Raw genomic sequence first — 17,446 nt, 5'->3', positions numbered from 1 at the left:
TTCGCCACGCACCGTCACGACCGCAGGCAGTGCTGCCGCGGCATCGTCCGGTCTTGTCGTTAACATGCGGAGAGGCGTGCGGTTCGCGGGGAAGTGTGATTACTTCGCTAGATTGATCGCGCGGCTGCGAGCACCGGCGACGACGCTTCGATGAGCCTCGTCGCACTCCTCGCATCCTGTGCCGGCAGGATGGAGGAACAGCAGCGGGTCCACGGCCAGCCGTTCCAGCGCGACCTCGACCATGACCCGCGCACGGACGAGCCGTGCCGGTCCTTGGCCGACCTGCCCTTCCGACTGCAGCCCGCGCTCCCGCAGCCACGCGTCCGCAAGGGCGAAGCGCGCGCAGCAATGGTCGTTCTCGGCGTACTCGATGCGGACGGGACGGCCGTCACGAAGAACGGTGCAGTGCTTGGGGACCCGGTAGGGAACCCCGGCCAGCACCTCCGCCAGATGGAGGGTCGTGTTGCTGTCGTGACCGACGCCCAGCAGGAGCACGTGGCCGTCCAGGGCGTGGACCTGGCCGATCGGTCCGTCCGGCTCGTTGGGTGAAAGGGGGAGGGGGCCGGATGTGATCCGTGCCGCCTCTGGCCCGGCGGCCGCACAGGCGAACGGGTGACCGCTGCGCAAGACACCGGGCAGGCGCCAGAAACTGTCGGCGACCACGCCCAGGTCCGGCGCCGCGGGCGTGGTCTTCGGATCGAACGGTTCGTCGTCATTCCCGGTCCAGGACGGCATGACCAGCGTCCCGTTTGGGCCGAGGGCCGTCCGCAGCGCCTGGATCAGGCCGAGCGGGCCACCTTCGATCGGGCGCACCGCGCGGAACGACGTGTGCGCCAGAAGGACGCCGCCATCGCCGACGCCCAGTATCCGGAGCTGTTGGACGACCTGGTCTATCGCCAGCATGCCTTCTCCCGGCTCGCCTGCGTGTCTGACGAAGGCGTCCGGGAGACCGTTCTCAGGCCGGCGGGACGACTGTCAGATAGGGTGCCGGCGCCTTCTCGTCGGGTCCCACCATGGGCGGCTCCGGCTGGTTGATGGCCGGCAGGCTCTTCAGGTAGGTGGCCAGCGCCATGGCGTCATCGTCGGTCAGCGCGGCATAGGAGCGCCAGGGCATGGCGGGCGCCAGCTCGCGGCCATCCGGCCGAACGCCCATGCGTACTGCCCTGACGATGTCCTCGACACTCCACTCGCCGAGGCCGGTGGCAGGATCGGGCGTCAGGTTGGGCGGATAGAAGATGCCCAGTCCAGGGATCATGAAGCCGACTTCGGAGCCGGCCAGGTAGCGCGCCGGGTCCGGCTTGCCGAGAAAGACGCCGGTCGTATGGCAGCCGCCGCAGTCCATGATCTTTGCCAAGTACTCGCCACGCGCCAGTGGATCATCCGCTGCCTTCGCGTCGGTCGCGCCAAGTGCCAGCAACACCGCGGCCATTGCTGTTATCAGACGCATCGCCCCTCCTGGCCGGCCCTGGTCTCGCTCGACCCTATTCACTGGTGGTACTGTAGATTACGCCCAGCCGGAGGTTCAAGATGAAGAATCGAAGGATCAACTGCCGGTCATGGCCTGGGTGAGCTGCGTGACGTTCCAGTCGAACATTTTCTCGTAGGTTGCCGCCGGACCGTCCGGGCCGGACAGGGCATCCGAGTAGAGCGCGCCGCCCACCGTCGCGCCGGTCTCGCTCGAGATCTGGTCGACCAGCTTCGTGTTGGTGACGTTCTCGACGAACACCGCGGCGATCTTCTCCCGCCTGATCTGGTCGATGATCCGGGCAACGTCGGCTGCCGACGCCTCGGCGTCGGTGGAGGTGCCGACCGGGGCGATGAAGGTGACGCCGTAGGCGGCACTGAAATAGCCAAACGCATCGTGCGACGTCACGACCTTGCGCCGTTCGTCGGGCACCGCCGACAGTCTGGCTTTCACGTCCGCATCCAGCGCCTGGAGGCGCGCGACATAGGCCTCGGTGGCCTTCGCATACTCGGCCGCATGAGCGGGATCGGCCTTGGCGAGGCCTGCGCCGATGTTGCGGGCATAGATCACCCCGTTCGCGAGGTCCTGCCAGGCATGCGGATCGACCGCGCCATGACCATGATCGTCGTCGGCATGGGCTTCCTCGGATTCGTCATGGTGCTCCTCGGCATGGTCGCCGAAGCTGCGCGGCACGATGCCGGCCGACGCCACCACGGTTTCGCCGGCAAAACCGGCAGCGTCGGTCAGCCGCGGCAGCCAGCCTTCGAAATGCAGCCCGTTCACGACCAGCAGCCGGGCGGCGGCGAGGGTCTTCGCGTCGGTAGGGGTCGGCTCGTAGACATGCGCATCCCCGTCATGGCCGACCAGGGTCGTCAACGCGACGCGGCTGCCGCCGATCTCCTGCACCATGTCGCCCAGGATCGAGAAGCTGGCGACGACGGGGAGCGGCCCGTCGTCGGCATAGGCGGCGCCGTTGGCAAGCGGAAGGCCGACGACAAGCGCCAGCACGGTGCGGCGGATGAGCATGGAAAGCTTCCCCAATGGATCAGCGTTGGAGATGGCGGAGCCGGAGCGCGGCGTTGGCGACGCTGCCGTGGCGGCCCAGCAGGATCGACGCGCCGTAGAGGATGCCGGCGGACAGGATGATGGAGGGAGAGGCCGGCAACTCCTCGTGGTAGGAGATCAGCAGGCCCGCGACGCAGGCGACGAAGCCGAACAGGGTCGCCACGATCATCTGGCCGGGCACGGTCTCCGACCAGAACCTGGCGGCCGCGGCCGGCAGCATCATGATGCCTACCACCATCAGCGTGCCCAGCGCCTGGAACCCGCCGACCAGATTCAGGACAACCAGGGTCAGGAAGATCATGTGGGCGGCCGTGCCGCCACCACCGACGGAGCGCAGGAAGCCCGGGTCCAGGCACTCGACGATGAGCGGGCGGTAGATGAGCGCCAGCGTGACGAGGGTGAGCGAGGCGATTGACGCCATCAGAAACAGGGCCGGGTTGTCCAGCGCCAGAACCGTGCCGAACAGGACGTGGAGCAGGTCGACGCTGGAGCCGCGCATGGAAACGAGCAGCACGCCCAGGCCCAGCGAAACCAGGTAGAAGGCGGCGAAGCTCGCATCCTCACGCAGCGGCGTGAACCTGGAGACGAGACCCGCCAGGATCGCCACGGCCAGGCCGGTCACCACGCCGCCGATCGTCATGGCGACCAGGGACAGGCCGGCCACCAGGAAGCCCACGGCCGCGCCGGGCAGGATGGCATGGGCCATCGCATCGCCGACCAGGCTCATGCGGCGGAGCACCAGGATGACGCCGAGCGGGCAGGCGCCGAGCGACAGGGCCAGGCAGCCGACTAGGGCACGGCGCATGAACCCGTAGTCGAGGAACGGGTCGAGCAGGTAGGCGCCGATCATGCCGCGTGCTCATGGCAGGGCGCGGCCGTCTCGTCCCAGGCTTCGCTCATCCGCCGGGCGGCCAGGAGGTTTTCGGGCTTGAGGACCTCGGCGGTGGGACCCCAGGCGACCTGCTCGCGCGCGATCAGCAGCGCATCGGGGAAATGCTCGCGGACCAGTTCCAGGTCGTGAAGCACCGCGATGATCGTACGCTCCTCGTCGTGCCAGCGATGGATGAGCGCCAAGAGGTCGCGGGTCGTCCGCGCGTCGATCGCGGTGAAGGGCTCGTCGAGCAGGAGGAGGCGGGCATCCTGGAGCAGCATGCGGGCGAACAGGGCGCGCTGCAGCTGGCCGCCCGACAGGGTGGCGATGGGGCGACGCTCGAAGCCTTCCAGGCCCACGGCCGCGATCGCATCGTGTGCCCGGTCGCGGTGCCTGCCGGCCAGCCGCCCGAACGCGCCGACCTTGCGCCAGGCCCCCAGCGCCACCAGGTCGAGCACGTCGATCGGAAAGCTCCGGTCGAGCTCGGCGATCTGCGGCAGGTAGGCGATGTCGCGCCGGTCGATGCCCTCCAGCACGAGCTGCCCGGAATCCGGCCTGAGCGTGCCCATGATGCCCTTGAGCAGCGTCGACTTGCCGGCACCGTTCGGGCCGACCACGGCCGTGAGCGATCCTGGCGCGAAGTGCCCGGACAAATGGTGCACGGCGGGGTGGCGGCGATAGGCCAGGGTCAGGCTATGGAGCCGCACGCCGGGGCGCACCGGGGAGGATGAGCCCGTCACCACAGGCCGGTCGCCCAGGCGACGGCGATCCAGAGGCCCAGCACGATCACTGCGACCGGGATCAGCCGGTCGGTGGCGGCGCGATGGAGGAGGGACAGGTGTTGCCTGGGCTGGGAGGAGGGCATGGGTCCTGGTCGAGTTGGTCAGCAAGCTGTCGATGTTATGTTATAACGTGACGTTCCTTAGGGCATAGGGCCATTGAAATCCAGAGCTCCCTGAGCGCTCGATTCGGAGGAAATGTCCGACATGGCAGACGTGGCAGACATTTCTCTTGCAACGGGCAGATGGTGGCCCTACATGCATCCTCGCGTTCGGCAGCCATGGCAGACATGTCCGCCGACGGGAGAATCGTGGATGGGCAAGAAGGACGACAAGGCGCCGCGTGCGAGGCCCCAGACCGTGAAGACGGAGCAGGGCGATCGCTGGACGGTGCGTGGCGTGCCGGCCCGTCTACAGAAGGCGGCGGCCGAGGCGGCGTGGGCAGCGGACCTGACCATGGGTGCCTGGCTGTCGCAGCTGGTCGAGCAGGCGGTCGCCGACAGCCTGCCACCGTCGGAACCCTCGGTGATCGAGCGGTTCGCGGCCATCGAGCGGCGGCTGGACAAGCTCGAACGGGCCGTGAGCGCCGAGCGGGCCGAGCCCAGTAAGCGGGCCGCCAAGCGGCCGGAAAACACGCTCCCTTCCTGATCGCCCAGGGCCTGGCCCGCGCCGGCCCTTTCTCCAGACCAGAGCAAGCGACGGGCAAACCGCGTCCCTGCGGGGCCCTGTGCGCGCCATTCCTTCACTTCCCCTCCGGAGGTTCCCCGATCGATGAACCAGAAGCTGGCGCGTGCGGCGCGCGAACTCGACTACGCCACGCCGTGCCTCCTGATCGACGTGGATCGCGTCGAAGCAAATTTCCAAGCACTTCGCGCCGCCATGCCGGACACCGCGATCTACTACGCGATGAAGGCCAACCCGGCGCCTGAGATCATGGAGCGCGTCGCCTCGCTCGGCAGCTCGTTCGACTGCGCCTCGGTCCCGGAGATCGAGATGGCGCTCGCGACCGGCATCGATGCGTCCAGGATCTCGTTCGGCAACACCATCAAGAAGGAGCGCGACATCGCGCAGGCCTTCCGGCTGGGCGTGCCGCTGTTCGCGTTCGACAGCCTGTCGGAACTGGAGAAGATTGCGCGCGCTGCACCTGGCGCCAAGGTGTTCTGCCGGATCCTGACCGATGGCGCCGGGGCCGAATGGCCGCTGTCGCGCAAGTTCGGCTGCGTGCCTTCGATGGCCGTGGACCTGCTCCGCAAGGCCGTGGCGCTGGGCGTGGTGCCGTGGGGCGTCAGCTTCCATGTCGGCTCGCAGCAGAAGAACGTGGAAGCCTGGGACGGGGCGATCGCAGAGGCCGCCGCCATCTTCACCACGCTCGAGGCGGACGGAATCCGGCTGGGCCTGGTCAACATGGGTGGCGGCTTCCCCACCGCCTATCTCGAGGACGTGCCGGCGGCCGAGGCCTACGGCCAGGCGATCCATGCCAGCCTGATCCGGCATTTCGGCAACCGGTTGCCGCAGACCATCATCGAGCCCGGCCGCGGCCTGGTCGGCGATTGCGGGCTGCTGGTGTCCGAGGTCGTGCTGGTCGCCGAAAAGGGCGATGCGGACGGGCGGCCGTGGGTGTTCCTGGACGTCGGCAAGTTCGGCGGCTTGGCCGAGACCATGGACGAGGCGATCCGCTACCGGATCACCACCGACCGCCAGGGGCCAGAGCGCCGCGTGGTGATCGCCGGTCCCACCTGCGACAGCGCCGACGTGCTGTACGAGAAGAGCGACTACCGCTTGCCGTCCGACCTGACCGCGGGCGACCGCGTGCAGATCCATGGCACCGGTGCCTATACCACGACCTATGCCAGCGTCGCCTTCAACGGCTTCGCGCCGCTGGCCTGCCGCTGCGTGTGACCTTTTCCGTTCCGATCGGCTGATCGGCCGCTGTCCCGATCGATCCGTCTTTGTCCGGCCGAGCCGGCCCGACGAGGAGGATGCCATGTCCCTTGTTCCAGGTGCCGGCCCTGCCGGCCACCTTGCCGTTCGTCCGGTCACCAGGACCGAACCGACGGCCAACCTTCGCCTTGCCACCGAGGCGGACCTCCCGGCGATCGTCGCCATCTATGCCGAGCAGCTGGCGGCGGGCCTCGGGAGCTGGGAGGAGATCGCGCCGGATTATGCCGCGATGGCCGCGCGCTTTGCCGCCGTGCGCGCGGCGGATCTGCCCTGGCTGGTCGCGGCGGACCCCGACGGGCGGGTGCTCGGCTATGCGCATGCCCGGCCGTTCCGTGCGCTGTCGGCCTATCGGCACACGGTCGAGGATTCGATCCATGTCGCGGCTGCGGCGCGTGGGCAGGGCGTCGGACGCCATCTGCTCGACGCACTCTGCGACGTTTGCGCCGCACGCGGATACCGGCAGATGATCGCCGTGATCGGCGATGCCAGGAACCGCGCGTCGATCGGCCTGCACGAGGCCTGCGGCTTCAAGCCCTGCGGCTTCCTGCCGGGCGCCGGCGAGAAGGCCGGCGAGCCGGTGGACGTGGTGATGATGCAGCGAGGGCTCCTGTCTCCTGCCGGCGGTCGCGCCTGAAGGCAGGAGACGCAGCGGGAGGCAGAAGCTAAGAAGAAGCTGCGGCGGACGGCCGCGACCAGCAAGGGACGTGCGGACGTGGCCAGCACCAGCGAGGGTGGGAATGGGCGGCCGAATATCGGCCTGCTCGTGTCGGACATCGACGGGACGCTGGTGCGTCCGGACAAGACAATCGCGCCTGCGACGATCGAGGCGGTCACGCGCCTGCGCGATGCCGGCATCCATTTCAGCATCATCAGCGCGCGCCCGGCCCGCGGGATGCGCTACCCCATCGAGACGCTCAGGATCGACCAGCCGACCGCCGCCTTCAACGGCGGCACGATCACCAGGGCTGACGGCACGATCGCGATGGCCAAGCACCTCTCCGACGAGGCGGCCGGCCTGGCGCTGGAGTTCCTCGACCGCGCGCAGGTCGAGATCTGGGTGTTCGCCGACGGGAAGTGGATCACCCGCGATCCGGATGGCGAGTTCGTGCCGCGCGAGCGCCGCGCTGTCGGGTTCGAGCCGACGATCGTCCCGGACTTCGCCGGCATCACCCGGATCGACAAGATCGTCGGCGCAAGCAGCGATCATCCCAGGCTGGCAGGGCTGGAGGGCGAACTTGCCGGCCTGCTCGGCGAGCGGGCCCATGCCGTGCGCTCGCAGGCCTATTATCTCGACGTGACGCATCCGGAGGCGGACAAAGGGCATGGCGTGGCAGCACTCGCCGAGGTGATGGGCCTGCCGGTGGATCGGGTAGCCGTGATCGGCGACGCGCCCAACGATGTGCCGATGTTCCGCCGCGCCGCCCTCTCGATCGCGATGGGGCAGGCATTCGACGAGGTGAAGGCAGAGGCGACCTACGTCACCACGACCAACGAAGAGGACGGGATCGCCCGGGCGATCGAGCGGTTCATCCTCCCGGCTGGCTGACACGGTCGGAACTTCGCCGCTGCCGGTGGGCTTAAGATGGATGAACCCACCGGCAGGATGCTTGTCCGATCCCCGGTTCGGGCAGGCGATCAGGAGGCGGAGATGGAAGAGAACGCAATCCAGCAGCAGGACACGGCGCCCAATCCAGGCGACGATGCACCTCCCGGCACGCCTGGCACCGGCGAGGACATCTGCCCGAAATGCATGGGCAGTGGCGAATTCGACGGTCAGCGCTGTTCCGAATGTGGCGGCAGCGGCAAGGTGATCAGCGGGATCGGTGGCGGCTGACAGGCCTGTCGCTGCACGAGGATTGCGCGGCCTGCCCGCCCCCGGCGATGATCCGTCGTCGGGCGGCAGGGCGGAACGAGCATGGCATCCGGGACCTTGGGCATCGTCGGCGTGGGCCGACTGGCCAGCTTCATGATCGAGGGGATCCGCAGGTCCGGTGACACCAGGCGGATCCTGCTCTCGCCGCGCCATGCCGAGACCGCACGCAAGCTGGCCATGGAGCATGGCTGCACCGTCGCTGTGGACAACCAGGCCGTCGTGGACGGTTCGGACGAGGTGATCGTCGCGACGCCGCCCAGCGATGCGCTGGCGACGATTCAGGGGCTGAGGTGGAAGGAACGGCAGCTCCTTGGTCTGCGTCGCGATCGACGTGGAGCATGCGGCCCTGCAGACGGCCGCAGGCGCGGCCACGGTGGTGCGGGCGATGCCGACGGCAGCATCGGCCATCGGCTTGGGCTCCACGCCGGTCTTCCCGGCCGAGGACCGGGCAAGCGAGCTGCTGGCCCGGGTGGGCGATGTGTTCCCTTGCGCCGACGAGGACCAGTTCAAGGTCGCGACGGCGGCCAGCGTCTATCATCTCTGGATGTACGCGCTGATGGAGCAGGTGGCGCAGGCAGCGGAACGGGCGGGGCTGCCGCGGGCCACGGCGGTGGGGCTGGTGGCAGGCTTCACCCAGTCTGCCGGGGCGTTTGCCAAGGCAGCCGATCCTACGCAGTCCATGCGGCAGCCACTCAACGTGAACGGGACGCCGGGCACGATGACGGCCCAAGGCTTCGCGATGATCGAGGCGGCCGATGCATTGACGCCGTGGAGCGAGGCGCTGGCGGTCGCGCGGGCGCGCGGCAGGTCGAAAAAGTCCGGCTAACCAGGGCTCACTTCGGGTCGGGCAGGAGGTGCGCCAGCAGCTTTGCCGTGAACTTGCCATAGGGCGGCTGGCCTAGGCTCGCCAAGCTGAATCGGGGCGTGCGCACATGGGCCTTGAGGTTGGACAGGGCGTCGAAGCCGGCCTGACCGTGATAGCGGCCCATCCCCGAAGCACCGAGGCCGCCGAAGGGGAGTTCGTCGATGGCCGCCTGGACGATCGTGCCGCCCACCACCAGGGCACCGGCTCGCGTGCCTTGCAGCACGCGCCGCTCGGCCTGCGGGTCGCGGCTGAACAGATAGACGGCCAGGGGCGAGTCCTGGTCCCGGAGCCGGTCCAGGGCTGCGTCCAGGTCAGGCAGGGCGTGGATGGGCAGAACGGGCCCGAAGACCTCCTCGGTGACCAGCGGCGAGGATGGCGGCGGGTCGACCACGATCTGCAGCATACCCTCGGGTCCGCCGAACTGGCCGGCGCGGTGGGGAATGATCCGGGTGGTCAGGCCATCCGGGAAGTGCCGCTGGACCGCTGCTTCCAGCGCGGCCCGAAAGCGATCGCCAGGAACGCCTGCCAGCAGCACATGGTCCGGTGCGATGCAGGTCTGGCCGGCATTCAGCCCCTTGCCGGTCACGATGGCCGACGCGGCAGCGTCGAGGTCGGCGTCGGGCAGGACGATGGCCGGACACTTGCCGCCAAGCTCGAGCGTGACGGGAACGAGGTTGGCGGCCGCGGCCATGGCGACCTCGCGACCACGCGCGGTGCTGCCGGTGAATATCAGGTGGTCGAAGCGCAGCGACGCGAAGGCCCGGGCAATGGTTGGGCCACCCTCGACCGTGCGTACGATCGTCTGCCCGAGCGACCGGTCGAGCAGCTGCGCGATCTCGGCGGCGACCCTGGGCGTATGCTCCGATGGCTTCAGCATCGCCCGGTTGCCCGCGGCCAGAGCACCCACGAGCGGCGAGAGGGCCAGGAGGAAGGGGTAGTTCCAGGGCGACATGATCCCAACCAGGCCCAGCGGCTGGGGGACCAGCCAGGCCTTGGCGGGCCAGAACGGCGCACCCACCGGCACGCGCCGCGGCCGGCTCCAGCGCCGTACATGGCGATGGGCATGGCGCAGCGCGGACACGACGCCCAGTACTTCGCCGAACAGGGTCTCCTCGCGGGAGCGGGCGCCGAAATCGGCAGCGGCTGCCTGGACGATCCGCTCCTTCGCCCCGAGGACGGCCACCTCCAGACGCTTGAGCAGGTCCAGCCTCGCCACCAGTTCGACCGGACCGTCGGTCCTCTCGGTCAGGCGCAGGGCATGGAAGGCATTGGCCAGGGAATCAGGCGGGTGCGGGGTCATCGAGTCCAGCGAAGTCGACCGGGTGGAGGCGCGGGGAGCGCTCCTGCTCCCCGATCTCGCGCAGGGTCACATGATACCAGAGCCCGATCCGGGCAATCGTCTCCTGCACGATCGATTCCGGCACGGACGCCCCGGCCGTGAGCCCGATCGCCTGCTCGCCCTCCAGGAAGCCGCGCGACAGTTCGGCGGCGTCGCCGATGAGCAGGGCCTGGCAGTTGGCGGCCTGTGCCAGCTCACGCAGCCGGTTGCTGTTGGAGCTGGCCCTGTCGCCGCACACGATGACCCGCCGCACACGCCGGCTGAGCAGGGCGACGGCGTTCTGCCGGTTCTGGGTAGCGTAGCAGATCGTGCGGATGTCGGGCCCGGTGATGGTCGGAAAGCGGCGGGTCAGGACGTCGATGATGCGCCTGGCGTCGTCGACCGACAGCGTGGTCTGCACGACATAGGCGAGGTTGCTGGCCTGTTCGGGCTCCAGCCGCTCCGCCTCCGCTGCGTCGGCCACCACGACGACCGGCCCGTCGCAACGGCCGACAATGCCCATCACCTCCACATGCTCGGGATGGCCGATCACGATCAGCGTGCGGCCCTGGGCGGTCTGCCGTGCCGCCTCGTGGTGGACGCGGCGGACCAGCGGGCAGGTGGCGTCGACGACGCGCAGGCGCCGCGCCCGGGCCTCTTCCTCGACCTGGCGGGGAACGCCATGGGCGCTGAACACGACGGTGCCGCCTTTCGGCACGTCGCGGAGATCCTCGACGAAGCGGGCTCCGCGCGCGGCCAAGCCGTCGACCACGCGCTGGTTATGGACGATGGCGTGGCGGACATAGACCGGGCTGCCGCCGGAGCGGTCCAGCGTATGCCCGACCGCGTCGATCGCACGCTCCACGCCGGCGCAGAAGCCTCGGGTGCGTGCGAGCAGGACGTCCAGGGCGGGCTTGCTCATGCCAAAGCTTCTCGGCCGGCCCGGCGCAGGGCGTGGCGGGACGATGGCGTGGACAAGGCGCGGCTGGCGGCATGTGCGGAGACCACGGCGCCCTCGATCGTCGCGGGCAGCCCGCTGGTCCAGTCGCCGGCAAGGGCCAGGTTGGCGAGCGGGCGGCGCTCGACCGATCCGAGCTGGGCATAGGCACTGTCCTGGCGGGGCGTGGCGGCACGCTCTTTCACGACCAGGACGTCGGCAGGCGATGCGCCGTCGATGTCGACGCCCAGGCGGCCGCAGGCGGCCGCGACCTCCGGCCAGACCCGGGCCGCCAGCTCGCTTCCCGGGAGGTCCTGCAGCCCGGCGGCGGCGGAGACCGTGACGCTCAGCATGCCCGGGCGGACCAGGATCCACTGGGCTACCCCGCCGGTGACGCCGATGAAGCGGATCGGGCCGCGCCCGCGGTGAGCCCAGTGCAGGTTGACGATCGGCTCGAACGCGGTCGGCACCGGTACCTCCGGCAGAAGAGTGCGCAGCGCGGCAGGCGGCAGGGCCAGCACCACCTCGTCCTCCGGGCCGAGAGCCACCACGCCGTCGCCGAAGACGAGGGCGACCGCCCGGCCCGCCTGGCACCGGATCGACATCAGGCGGCGGCCGAGCCGGATGCTCCCGCCATGTGACTGTACGGAGGCTGCCAACGGTTGGATCAGGTCGGGGCCCAGGCCCTCGCGGGCCACGAGCAGCCGCGAAGCGCCGGGCAGGAGCAGGCGGCGGAACACGATGGCGAGCAGCCGTGCCGACGCCTTGTTGGGCGACGTGTTCAGGACGGCAGCACTGGTCATGTCCAGGAACTGGAGCAGGCCCGGCGACGATCCGGCATAGGAGGCGACGCTGCGCGCCCCAGGCGTTGCCAGCATCGGCAGCAGGCGCGCGAGGTCGGCCAGACCCACGCCCGGCGGGCGGCGGCTGGCCAGCGCCCAGCTCCATGGCGAGAGACCGACCGTGGCCAGGGACGCTTTGGGAAGGCCCACGACCGGTAGGCCATCAGGCTCAGGCTCGACCCAACGCCGTTCGGCGCCGATCGCACGCAAAAGGGCCAATGCACGCCGGTTGGCAGTGAGCAGCACATGGGTGCCGTTGTCATAGCTGAGGCCATGGCGGGCAAGCGTACGGCAGCGGCCGCCTGGATGGGGCGAAGCCTCATGGACGATCGTGCGGATCCCCGCCTGGCCGGCCAGATGCGCGGCGGCCAGGCCGCTCACGCCGGCGCCGATCACGTGACGGATGCGCGTCATGCGGCTTCCCGAAGCGCCAGCCAGGCAAGCCATGCCTTCTCGGCCGGCCGGAGGGTCGGTCGCGGCGCCTGCAGGTTCCAGCCGCGCTGGCGCATCCGGGCCAGCAGCGGGCGGTAGCTCCAGAGCATGAGCAGGGCCGGCTTGAGCGTCCGCCGGCACTGGCCTTCCAGGAGCCGTTCCGCCTCGGCAAAAGCCTGCTCTGCCTCCTCGGCCAGGTCATGCCATGCACGCGCGAAGGAGGCGGACCCGATCAGGAGGGCGGCATCGCCGTCCTGGCCACCCAGGCGGTACAAGGGAATGTAGACCCTGTCACGTCGGGCATCCTCGACGACGTCGCGGAGGATGTTCACCAGCTGCAGCGCCCGGGCCAGGGCCAGCGCGAACGAATCGGCCTGGTCCGTGCCGAAGATCCGCACCGAGAGGAGGCCCACCGAGCCTGCCACGGCGCGCCAGTAGCCGGTCAGCTGGTCCTCGTGGTCGAAGCGCAGGCGCTCCACGGCGTCCAGGGCCAACCCGTCCAGCAGCAGGTGAAGCTCCGGCACCGGCAGGGCGAACCGGTCCACGGCCAGGTCCAGCTCGCGTCCGATCGGGGTGCAGGGGGCACCACCGCCCAGCCGGTCGATCTCCCGCCGCCAGTCGTCGATGAAGCGCAGCCGCTCGGCAGGCGGTGCAGCGCCATCGGCGATGTCGTCGACCCGCCGGCAGAAGGCGTAGACGGCATGCAGTGCCCGGCGGCGATCGCCGGACAGATTGCGGATGCCGAAGCGGAACGAGGTCCGGGAGCGTTGGACGATGTCCTGCGTGATCGCGGCGTCACTGGGTGCGGGCTGGAGCGCCAAGCCCATCAGGCAGCTCAGCTTGTCGAGCGCACCCAGGCCGACACGGGTGGTGATGGGGTCCTGCCGGCGCAGGCGCCGGGCCAGCGAGCGGCCAGAAGCGATGGTTGCGACGGCTTGCAGCCGCAGGCGCCCGTCCCGGATGTGGAGGGGAAGGCAGGCTGCTCGGTCCAGCAGCGCGTCGCACTGGTCCAGGGCCGCGTCGAGGACCGGGCGCCTGGCAGGTTCGTCGACGCCACCGAAGAAGCGGCGCTCTCCGATCGGCTCGAACCAGGCGATCGGCAGATAGACCCGGCCCAGGCGATCATGGTCCTGCTTCAGGTCCTGCAGGTGGTTCAGGATCTGGAGCGCGGTGCAAAGCGCATCGGCCGGGGCGTCGGCGGCTTCGTTCTCCCCATGCAGGCGGAGCAGGAAGCGGCCGACCGGATCGGCCGACAGGCGGCAATAGGCCAGGAGCTCGTCCCAGCCATGATAGCGGGATTGGACCGCGTCCTGGCGGAAGGCCTGGAGAAGCAGGCGGGCTTGGGTGATGCCGGCCCCGAAGCGGCGGTCGACATCGATCAGGGCGGCAGCGAGCGGGTCGCCAGAGTCATGGCCGGCCAGGCTCGCTTCCATGGCCGCCAGCCGCTCCAGTTTGACGTCTGCCGGCAGGCCGGGGTCGTCGGCGATGTCGTCGGCGCGGCGCACGAAGCGGTAGAAGGCCATGACGGCGGCACGAATCGGCGCAGCCAGCACCAGCGAGGCGACCGGGAAGGCCTCCGTTGTGGCCGTCTTGGCCGGATCGGCCGCCGCCATCAAGGCGTGGCACCGCTCTGGTAGCTGCGTCCTTTCCAGCCGACCTGGCGGCCAGTGCCGCCGCGGATCAGCGCATCCCACTGGATGGCCAGACCCACGATCATCGTCAGCGGATGGAGGGGCACGCAGGACAAGGGCTCGCGGGACCAGAGCGTGATGGCGAGGCGGGTGCCGAGCGAGACGAGGATGGCCACCAGCGGCAGCCAGAGCGGCCCGGCGCCGAACAGGGCGGCCACCAGCAGGATCCACGGCAAGACGTGTGCACCCAGGAGGAGCAGGGTCCAGACCGGCAGGCCGACCGGCGTCGCCATGCCCTCCCGCGCATTCTTGACGAAGCCTTCCCAGGACGCGCGCATGCCCTCGTACATCCGGCAGGTCGCAAGCTGGGCGCCGTCGATCAGGTCGGTGCGAAAGCCTTCGGTGCGCAGGCGGCGAGCCAGTTGCAGCCCGTCGTGACGGCTCCATCGAATGGCTTCGTGCCCGCCCACGCGCCGATAGGCTTCGCGCCGGAACAGGAGAAGCTGGCCGCAGGCGGCGGCAAGCGACGGGTCCGGCCGCGCGCGCATCAGGGGAATGGGCAGGTAGCCATAGATCAGGAAGTTGATCATCGGTACGGTGAGAAGCTCGCCGAGCGTGCCCATGATCTGCATCGGCACAGCACTCACCAGGTCGAGCCGGCGATCCTGGGCATGGGCCACCATGGTCGCGGCAGCCTCTGGCGCCAGGCGAACGTCGGCATCGACGAACAGGAGGTACTCGCCGGACGCCCGTTCGGAGAGGCGCTGGCAGACATGGGCCTTGCCGCCCCAGCCGGGTGGCAGGGGGGGCGCGCTTTCCAGGCGGACACGGGGATCCAGGTCGGCATGGGCACGGACGATCGAGGCGGTGTCGTCGGTCGAGCCGTCATCCATGACGATGATCTCGGGCGTGACCCCGAGGCTCAGCCTGGCGGCATCGAGCGCTCCGCCAATGTTGGCCGCCTCGTCGCGTGCCGGGATCAGGATCGAAACATGCACGGCCGAAGTGTCGCGTGTCGCGGCCCTTTGGGTCAGCGCCCGTCGGTTGACCAGGCAGAGCACGGCCGGAAGTAAGGCGAGGAGCAGCGCGATCCAGCCGAGCACGGTCATGGCCGCTGCTCCAGGTGACCGGGCTGGAAGCGCTCGCCGCGCAGGCGAGCCCTGGCGCCGCGCCAAAGGTCGTAGATGCCGCCAATGCCCTGGCGACCCTCCACGATCGGCCTGAAGCGGGCGGGATCACGGCTGATGGCATCGCCGGCCAGGCGGTTCATCGTGTCGGTCAGTGCCTGCTCCAGGACGGCGAGCCGTCCGTTCCGCGGCAAGGCCGTGAGCTCACGACCGGGGATCGGGCGTCCGAATGCGACCAAGGCTTCCGCACCGCGCTCGCTCCAAAAGCAGTAGTCGATGGCGAGGGGAACGAAGCTCGCGTCCGGCACGCGCTCGGCCAGGTGGGCCACGCCCGGCCTAAGCTCGATCGGGCGCTCGCGGACGTCCTTGAAGGTGCCCTGTGCCGTGATCCAGAGCGCTCGCTCCGGGCTGGCCAGGATGGCGCTTGCCTGATGGAGAAAGTTCACGGCACCCCGACGGCTCTCCAGGTCCAGCCCGAACGCGCCGATCCGGCCGAAGAACTTGTACTTCTCCAGCATCTTCGCATCGATGGGCGCGTAGGAGGCGCGCGACGGCAGAAGCTCCTTGCCCAGCACGATGAACAGGGCGGCATCCCACCATGAGGGATGGTTGCTGTAGACCACCAGCGGAGCGTCGGGCGCATCGAGCTCGCCCCAGCGCGCCACGCGCAACGCGTTCATGTTCCGCCGCAGGTAGCTCGTGAACTGGCGCGCCATGAATGCCCAGAGCATCGGCGAGCGCGGCGGCAGTCCGGGTGGCGCGCTGGCGGATTCGCTCATGAAGCGCGGTCCAGGGAGTTGCGGCGGGCATCGGCGTCCAGCGCGTCGGCCGCGATCCAGCCGGACATCATCACCATCGGCATGCCGGGCCCGGGATGGGCCGAGCCGCCGGCGAGATAAAGGCCGCGGACCTGGCGGCTGCGGTTGCCGGGCTTGAAGGCGCCGGTGAACTTGCCGTGGCTGGCAAGGCCGTAGATGGCGCCGTTCAGGACCTTGTAGCGGTCGTGGATGTCCTGGGGCGTCAGGTGCCGCTCGACGACGATCCGGTCGGCAAGGCCGGTCATGCCGGCGGTGCGCTCCAGCTTGTCCAGGATGACCTTCCGATAGGCCGGAAACATCTGCTGCCAGTCCTGCCCAGGCCGCAGATAGGGCGTGTGCACGAGCACGTAGAGCGCCTCGCCGCCAGGAGGAGCCACGGCCGGGTCGGTGATCGCGGGGGCAGCGATGTAGCAGGTGGGATCGGGGGCGGGCAGGCCGTGGCCGTAGATGTACTCGAACTCCTCGTGCGGATCGCGCGAGAAGACGAAGTCATGATGGGCCAGGTGCTCGTAGCGCTTGTTCAGGCCGAGATAGAGGACGACGCCCGAGCAGGCCGGCTGGAAGCCCTTGCGGTCGTAGTGCCGGGCGACATCGCCGCCGACCAGCTCGCGATAGGTACGGATCGCGTCCATGTTGGACACGACCGCATCCACGGGCATCTCTCCGCTGGCGGTGCCGACACCCTTGACCTGCCCCTGCTCGATCCGCAGCCCGGTGACGTCCTCGCCCAGGCGAAACTGGCAGCCCAGGTCAGCGGCCAGGTCATGCAGCGCCTCGGCCACCGCACGGGTCCCGCCCATGGGGTACCACACGCCCTCGGCCGCCTGCATATGGCCGATCGCACAGAGCACGGCCGGCGAGCCATAGGGCGAGGAGCCGACATACTGAGTGAAGTGGTCGAGCATCTGGGCGAGACGCTCGTCCTTCACCTTGCTCCGAATGGTGGCGGCGACCGAGCTGCCCATGCGCAGCGCCAGCACGTCGCGCAGGGTCGCGGAGTTGAAGTTCTTCTTCAGGTCCATCGTGTCGAACAGGTCCTCGACCGACTTCCAGAAGAAGAACCGCTCGGAGATGCCATGGAGGTTGGCAGCGAGATCCTGGAACTCGCGGTAGCCCTGGCCGGCCTTGGTCGACGGCGCAAACCTGTCCATGGCATCAGCCATGGTCGGAATGTCCTGGAGGAGGTCGATCCGGGTGCCGTCGTCGAAAAAGCAGCGCCACTGCGGATCCAGCCGGACCAGGTCCAGATGGTCCGCGAGCTTGCGCCCGGCCTCGGCGAAGATCCGCTCCAGCACGCTCGGCACCGTCAGGATGGTCGGGCCCATGTCGAACCGGAAGCCGCCCTCCTCCAGGAGCGCCGCCTTGCCGCCGGCCCAACTGTTCTTGTCGAACAGGACGACCTGGTGGCCGCGCGCGCCGAGCACGCAGGCTGCCGCCAACCCGCCGAGACCGCCACCGATGACCGCAACCTTCATTGGATAC

The 17,446-nt window shown here is 69.5% G+C and carries 19 protein-coding genes and 1 pseudogene; 7 read left to right on the top strand and 13 right to left on the bottom strand.

Going from position 1 to position 17,446, the window contains the following annotated elements; genetic code table 11:
• Window positions 1-99: 99 nt before the first annotated feature.
• The 6 genes from aac(3)-IV to VHL31_RS21740 form a co-directional block, all read right to left on the bottom strand.
• On the bottom strand, window positions 100-903 hold the full coding sequence (gene aac(3)-IV / locus VHL31_RS21765) for an AAC(3)-IV family aminoglycoside N-acetyltransferase (RefSeq protein ID WP_329663341.1): 804 nt from the start codon (window positions 901-903) through the stop codon (window positions 100-102).
• 52 nt (window positions 904-955) lie between these two features.
• Window positions 956-1,447, bottom strand: coding sequence for a c-type cytochrome (locus VHL31_RS21760; RefSeq protein ID WP_329663340.1), 492 nt, complete (start codon window positions 1,445-1,447; stop codon window positions 956-958).
• A gap of 96 nt (window positions 1,448-1,543) precedes the next feature.
• Window positions 1,544-2,485 (bottom strand): metal ABC transporter substrate-binding protein, encoded by a 942-nt coding sequence (locus VHL31_RS21755; protein ID WP_414653798.1) that lies wholly within the window; start codon window positions 2,483-2,485, stop codon window positions 1,544-1,546.
• A gap of 25 nt (window positions 2,486-2,510) precedes the next feature.
• A complete protein-coding gene (locus tag VHL31_RS21750; RefSeq protein WP_329663338.1) occupies window positions 2,511-3,380 on the bottom strand; it encodes a metal ABC transporter permease in 870 nt (289 codons plus the stop codon).
• Window positions 3,377-4,141: a zinc ABC transporter ATP-binding protein AztA gene (gene aztA / locus VHL31_RS21745; RefSeq protein ID WP_329663337.1), complete on the bottom strand. Its 765-nt coding sequence runs from the start codon at window positions 4,139-4,141 to the stop codon at window positions 3,377-3,379. The genes VHL31_RS21750 and aztA overlap by 4 nt, the downstream gene beginning before the upstream one ends.
• Window positions 4,138-4,266 (bottom strand): hypothetical protein, encoded by a 129-nt coding sequence (locus tag VHL31_RS21740; RefSeq protein ID WP_329663336.1) that lies wholly within the window; start codon window positions 4,264-4,266, stop codon window positions 4,138-4,140. The genes aztA and VHL31_RS21740 overlap by 4 nt, the downstream gene beginning before the upstream one ends.
• A 229-nt stretch (window positions 4,267-4,495) precedes the next feature.
• On the opposite strand from VHL31_RS21740, the gene VHL31_RS21735 reads away from it, so the two are divergent.
• The 7 genes and pseudogenes from VHL31_RS21735 to VHL31_RS21710 all read left to right on the top strand — a co-directional run bounded on the left by VHL31_RS21735 (window position 4,496) and on the right by VHL31_RS21710 (window position 8,820).
• On the top strand, window positions 4,496-4,828 hold the full coding sequence (locus VHL31_RS21735; RefSeq protein ID WP_329663335.1) for a hypothetical protein: 333 nt from the start codon (window positions 4,496-4,498) through the stop codon (window positions 4,826-4,828).
• A 123-nt stretch (window positions 4,829-4,951) separates the two neighbouring features.
• Window positions 4,952-6,079, top strand: a complete 1,128-nt coding sequence (locus VHL31_RS21730; RefSeq protein WP_329663334.1) for a type III PLP-dependent enzyme — start codon at window positions 4,952-4,954, stop codon at window positions 6,077-6,079.
• 85 nt (window positions 6,080-6,164) lie between these two features.
• Window positions 6,165-6,755 carry an N-acetyltransferase family protein gene (locus tag VHL31_RS21725; RefSeq protein WP_329663333.1) on the top strand — a complete coding sequence of 197 codons (591 nt, stop codon included), beginning with the start codon at window positions 6,165-6,167 and terminating at the stop codon, window positions 6,753-6,755.
• A 78-nt stretch (window positions 6,756-6,833) separates the two neighbouring features.
• Window positions 6,834-7,667, top strand: coding sequence for an HAD family hydrolase (locus VHL31_RS21720; RefSeq protein ID WP_329663332.1), 834 nt, complete (start codon window positions 6,834-6,836; stop codon window positions 7,665-7,667).
• A 102-nt stretch (window positions 7,668-7,769) separates the two neighbouring features.
• The gene (locus VHL31_RS21715; RefSeq protein ID WP_329663331.1) at window positions 7,770-7,955 is read left to right on the top strand and encodes a hypothetical protein; all 186 of its coding nucleotides are present in this window, start codon (window positions 7,770-7,772) and stop codon (window positions 7,953-7,955) included.
• Window positions 7,956-8,036: 81 nt separating this feature from the next.
• Window positions 8,037-8,276: pseudogene (locus VHL31_RS27060) on the top strand (NAD(P)-binding domain-containing protein); the annotation flags it as partial.
• A gap of 28 nt (window positions 8,277-8,304) precedes the next feature.
• Window positions 8,305-8,820: a pyrroline-5-carboxylate reductase dimerization domain-containing protein gene (locus VHL31_RS21710; RefSeq protein ID WP_329663330.1), complete on the top strand. Its 516-nt coding sequence runs from the start codon at window positions 8,305-8,307 to the stop codon at window positions 8,818-8,820.
• Between the two features lie 7 nt (window positions 8,821-8,827).
• On the opposite strand, the gene VHL31_RS21705 is transcribed toward VHL31_RS21710, so the two are convergent.
• From VHL31_RS21705 to VHL31_RS21675, 7 genes are read right to left on the bottom strand one after another with little or no spacing between them, the layout of a single operon-like run.
• Window positions 8,828-10,159 carry an aldehyde dehydrogenase family protein gene (locus VHL31_RS21705; RefSeq protein ID WP_329663329.1) on the bottom strand — a complete coding sequence of 444 codons (1,332 nt, stop codon included), beginning with the start codon at window positions 10,157-10,159 and terminating at the stop codon, window positions 8,828-8,830.
• Entirely contained in the window at window positions 10,140-11,099 is a 960-nt protein-coding gene (gene ispH, locus VHL31_RS21700; RefSeq protein WP_329663328.1) for a 4-hydroxy-3-methylbut-2-enyl diphosphate reductase, read from the bottom strand. Before ispH ends, VHL31_RS21705 begins: the two co-directional genes overlap by 20 nt.
• Window positions 11,096-12,370: a hydroxysqualene dehydroxylase gene (locus tag VHL31_RS21695; protein WP_329663327.1), complete on the bottom strand. Its 1,275-nt coding sequence runs from the start codon at window positions 12,368-12,370 to the stop codon at window positions 11,096-11,098. Before VHL31_RS21695 ends, ispH begins: the two co-directional genes overlap by 4 nt.
• Window positions 12,367-14,001: a squalene/phytoene synthase family protein gene (locus VHL31_RS21690; RefSeq protein ID WP_329663326.1), complete on the bottom strand. Its 1,635-nt coding sequence runs from the start codon at window positions 13,999-14,001 to the stop codon at window positions 12,367-12,369. Before VHL31_RS21690 ends, VHL31_RS21695 begins: the two co-directional genes overlap by 4 nt.
• On the bottom strand, window positions 14,001-15,128 hold the full coding sequence (locus VHL31_RS21685) for a glycosyltransferase family 2 protein (RefSeq protein WP_329663325.1): 1,128 nt from the start codon (window positions 15,126-15,128) through the stop codon (window positions 14,001-14,003). Before VHL31_RS21685 ends, VHL31_RS21690 begins: the two co-directional genes overlap by 1 nt.
• A complete protein-coding gene (locus tag VHL31_RS21680; RefSeq protein WP_329663324.1) occupies window positions 15,125-15,925 on the bottom strand; it encodes a lysophospholipid acyltransferase family protein in 801 nt (266 codons plus the stop codon). Before VHL31_RS21680 ends, VHL31_RS21685 begins: the two co-directional genes overlap by 4 nt.
• Entirely contained in the window at window positions 15,922-17,439 is a 1,518-nt protein-coding gene (locus VHL31_RS21675; RefSeq protein WP_329663323.1) for a phytoene desaturase family protein, read from the bottom strand. The genes VHL31_RS21680 and VHL31_RS21675 overlap by 4 nt, the downstream gene beginning before the upstream one ends.
• Between the last annotated feature and the right edge of the window lie 7 nt (window positions 17,440-17,446).

Origin of the sequence: Geminicoccus sp., from assembly GCF_036263595.1 — a bacterium.
Classification (GTDB): Bacteria; Pseudomonadota; Alphaproteobacteria; order Geminicoccales; family Geminicoccaceae; genus Geminicoccus.
Note: the sequence above shows the minus strand (reverse complement) of the source record. Positions and strands in the feature narration are given on the sequence as shown.

What these genes read in the sequence shown, in the direction of transcription:
- VHL31_RS21690 (WP_329663326.1), bottom strand. Translation starts at nt 14,001, where the DNA reads ATGGCGGCGGCCGATCCGGCCAAGACGGCCACAACGGAGGCCTTCCCG.
- VHL31_RS21730 (WP_329663334.1), top strand. Translation starts at nt 4,952, where the DNA reads ATGAACCAGAAGCTGGCGCGTGCGGCGCGCGAACTCGACTACGCCACG.
- VHL31_RS21680 (WP_329663324.1), bottom strand. Translation starts at nt 15,925, where the DNA reads ATGAGCGAATCCGCCAGCGCGCCACCCGGACTGCCGCCGCGCTCGCCG.
- VHL31_RS21685 (WP_329663325.1), bottom strand. Translation starts at nt 15,128, where the DNA reads ATGACCGTGCTCGGCTGGATCGCGCTGCTCCTCGCCTTACTTCCGGCC.
- VHL31_RS21760 (WP_329663340.1), bottom strand. Translation starts at nt 1,447, where the DNA reads ATGCGTCTGATAACAGCAATGGCCGCGGTGTTGCTGGCACTTGGCGCG.
- VHL31_RS21705 (WP_329663329.1), bottom strand. Translation starts at nt 10,159, where the DNA reads ATGACCCCGCACCCGCCTGATTCCCTGGCCAATGCCTTCCATGCCCTG.
- VHL31_RS21750 (WP_329663338.1), bottom strand. Translation starts at nt 3,380, where the DNA reads ATGATCGGCGCCTACCTGCTCGACCCGTTCCTCGACTACGGGTTCATG.
- VHL31_RS21695 (WP_329663327.1), bottom strand. Translation starts at nt 12,370, where the DNA reads ATGACGCGCATCCGTCACGTGATCGGCGCCGGCGTGAGCGGCCTGGCC.
- VHL31_RS21715 (WP_329663331.1), top strand. Translation starts at nt 7,770, where the DNA reads ATGGAAGAGAACGCAATCCAGCAGCAGGACACGGCGCCCAATCCAGGC.
- VHL31_RS21740 (WP_329663336.1), bottom strand. Translation starts at nt 4,266, where the DNA reads ATGCCCTCCTCCCAGCCCAGGCAACACCTGTCCCTCCTCCATCGCGCC.
- VHL31_RS21675 (WP_329663323.1), bottom strand. Translation starts at nt 17,439, where the DNA reads ATGAAGGTTGCGGTCATCGGTGGCGGTCTCGGCGGGTTGGCGGCAGCC.
- ispH (WP_329663328.1), bottom strand. Translation starts at nt 11,099, where the DNA reads ATGAGCAAGCCCGCCCTGGACGTCCTGCTCGCACGCACCCGAGGCTTC.
- VHL31_RS21725 (WP_329663333.1), top strand. Translation starts at nt 6,165, where the DNA reads ATGTCCCTTGTTCCAGGTGCCGGCCCTGCCGGCCACCTTGCCGTTCGT.
- VHL31_RS21735 (WP_329663335.1), top strand. Translation starts at nt 4,496, where the DNA reads ATGGGCAAGAAGGACGACAAGGCGCCGCGTGCGAGGCCCCAGACCGTG.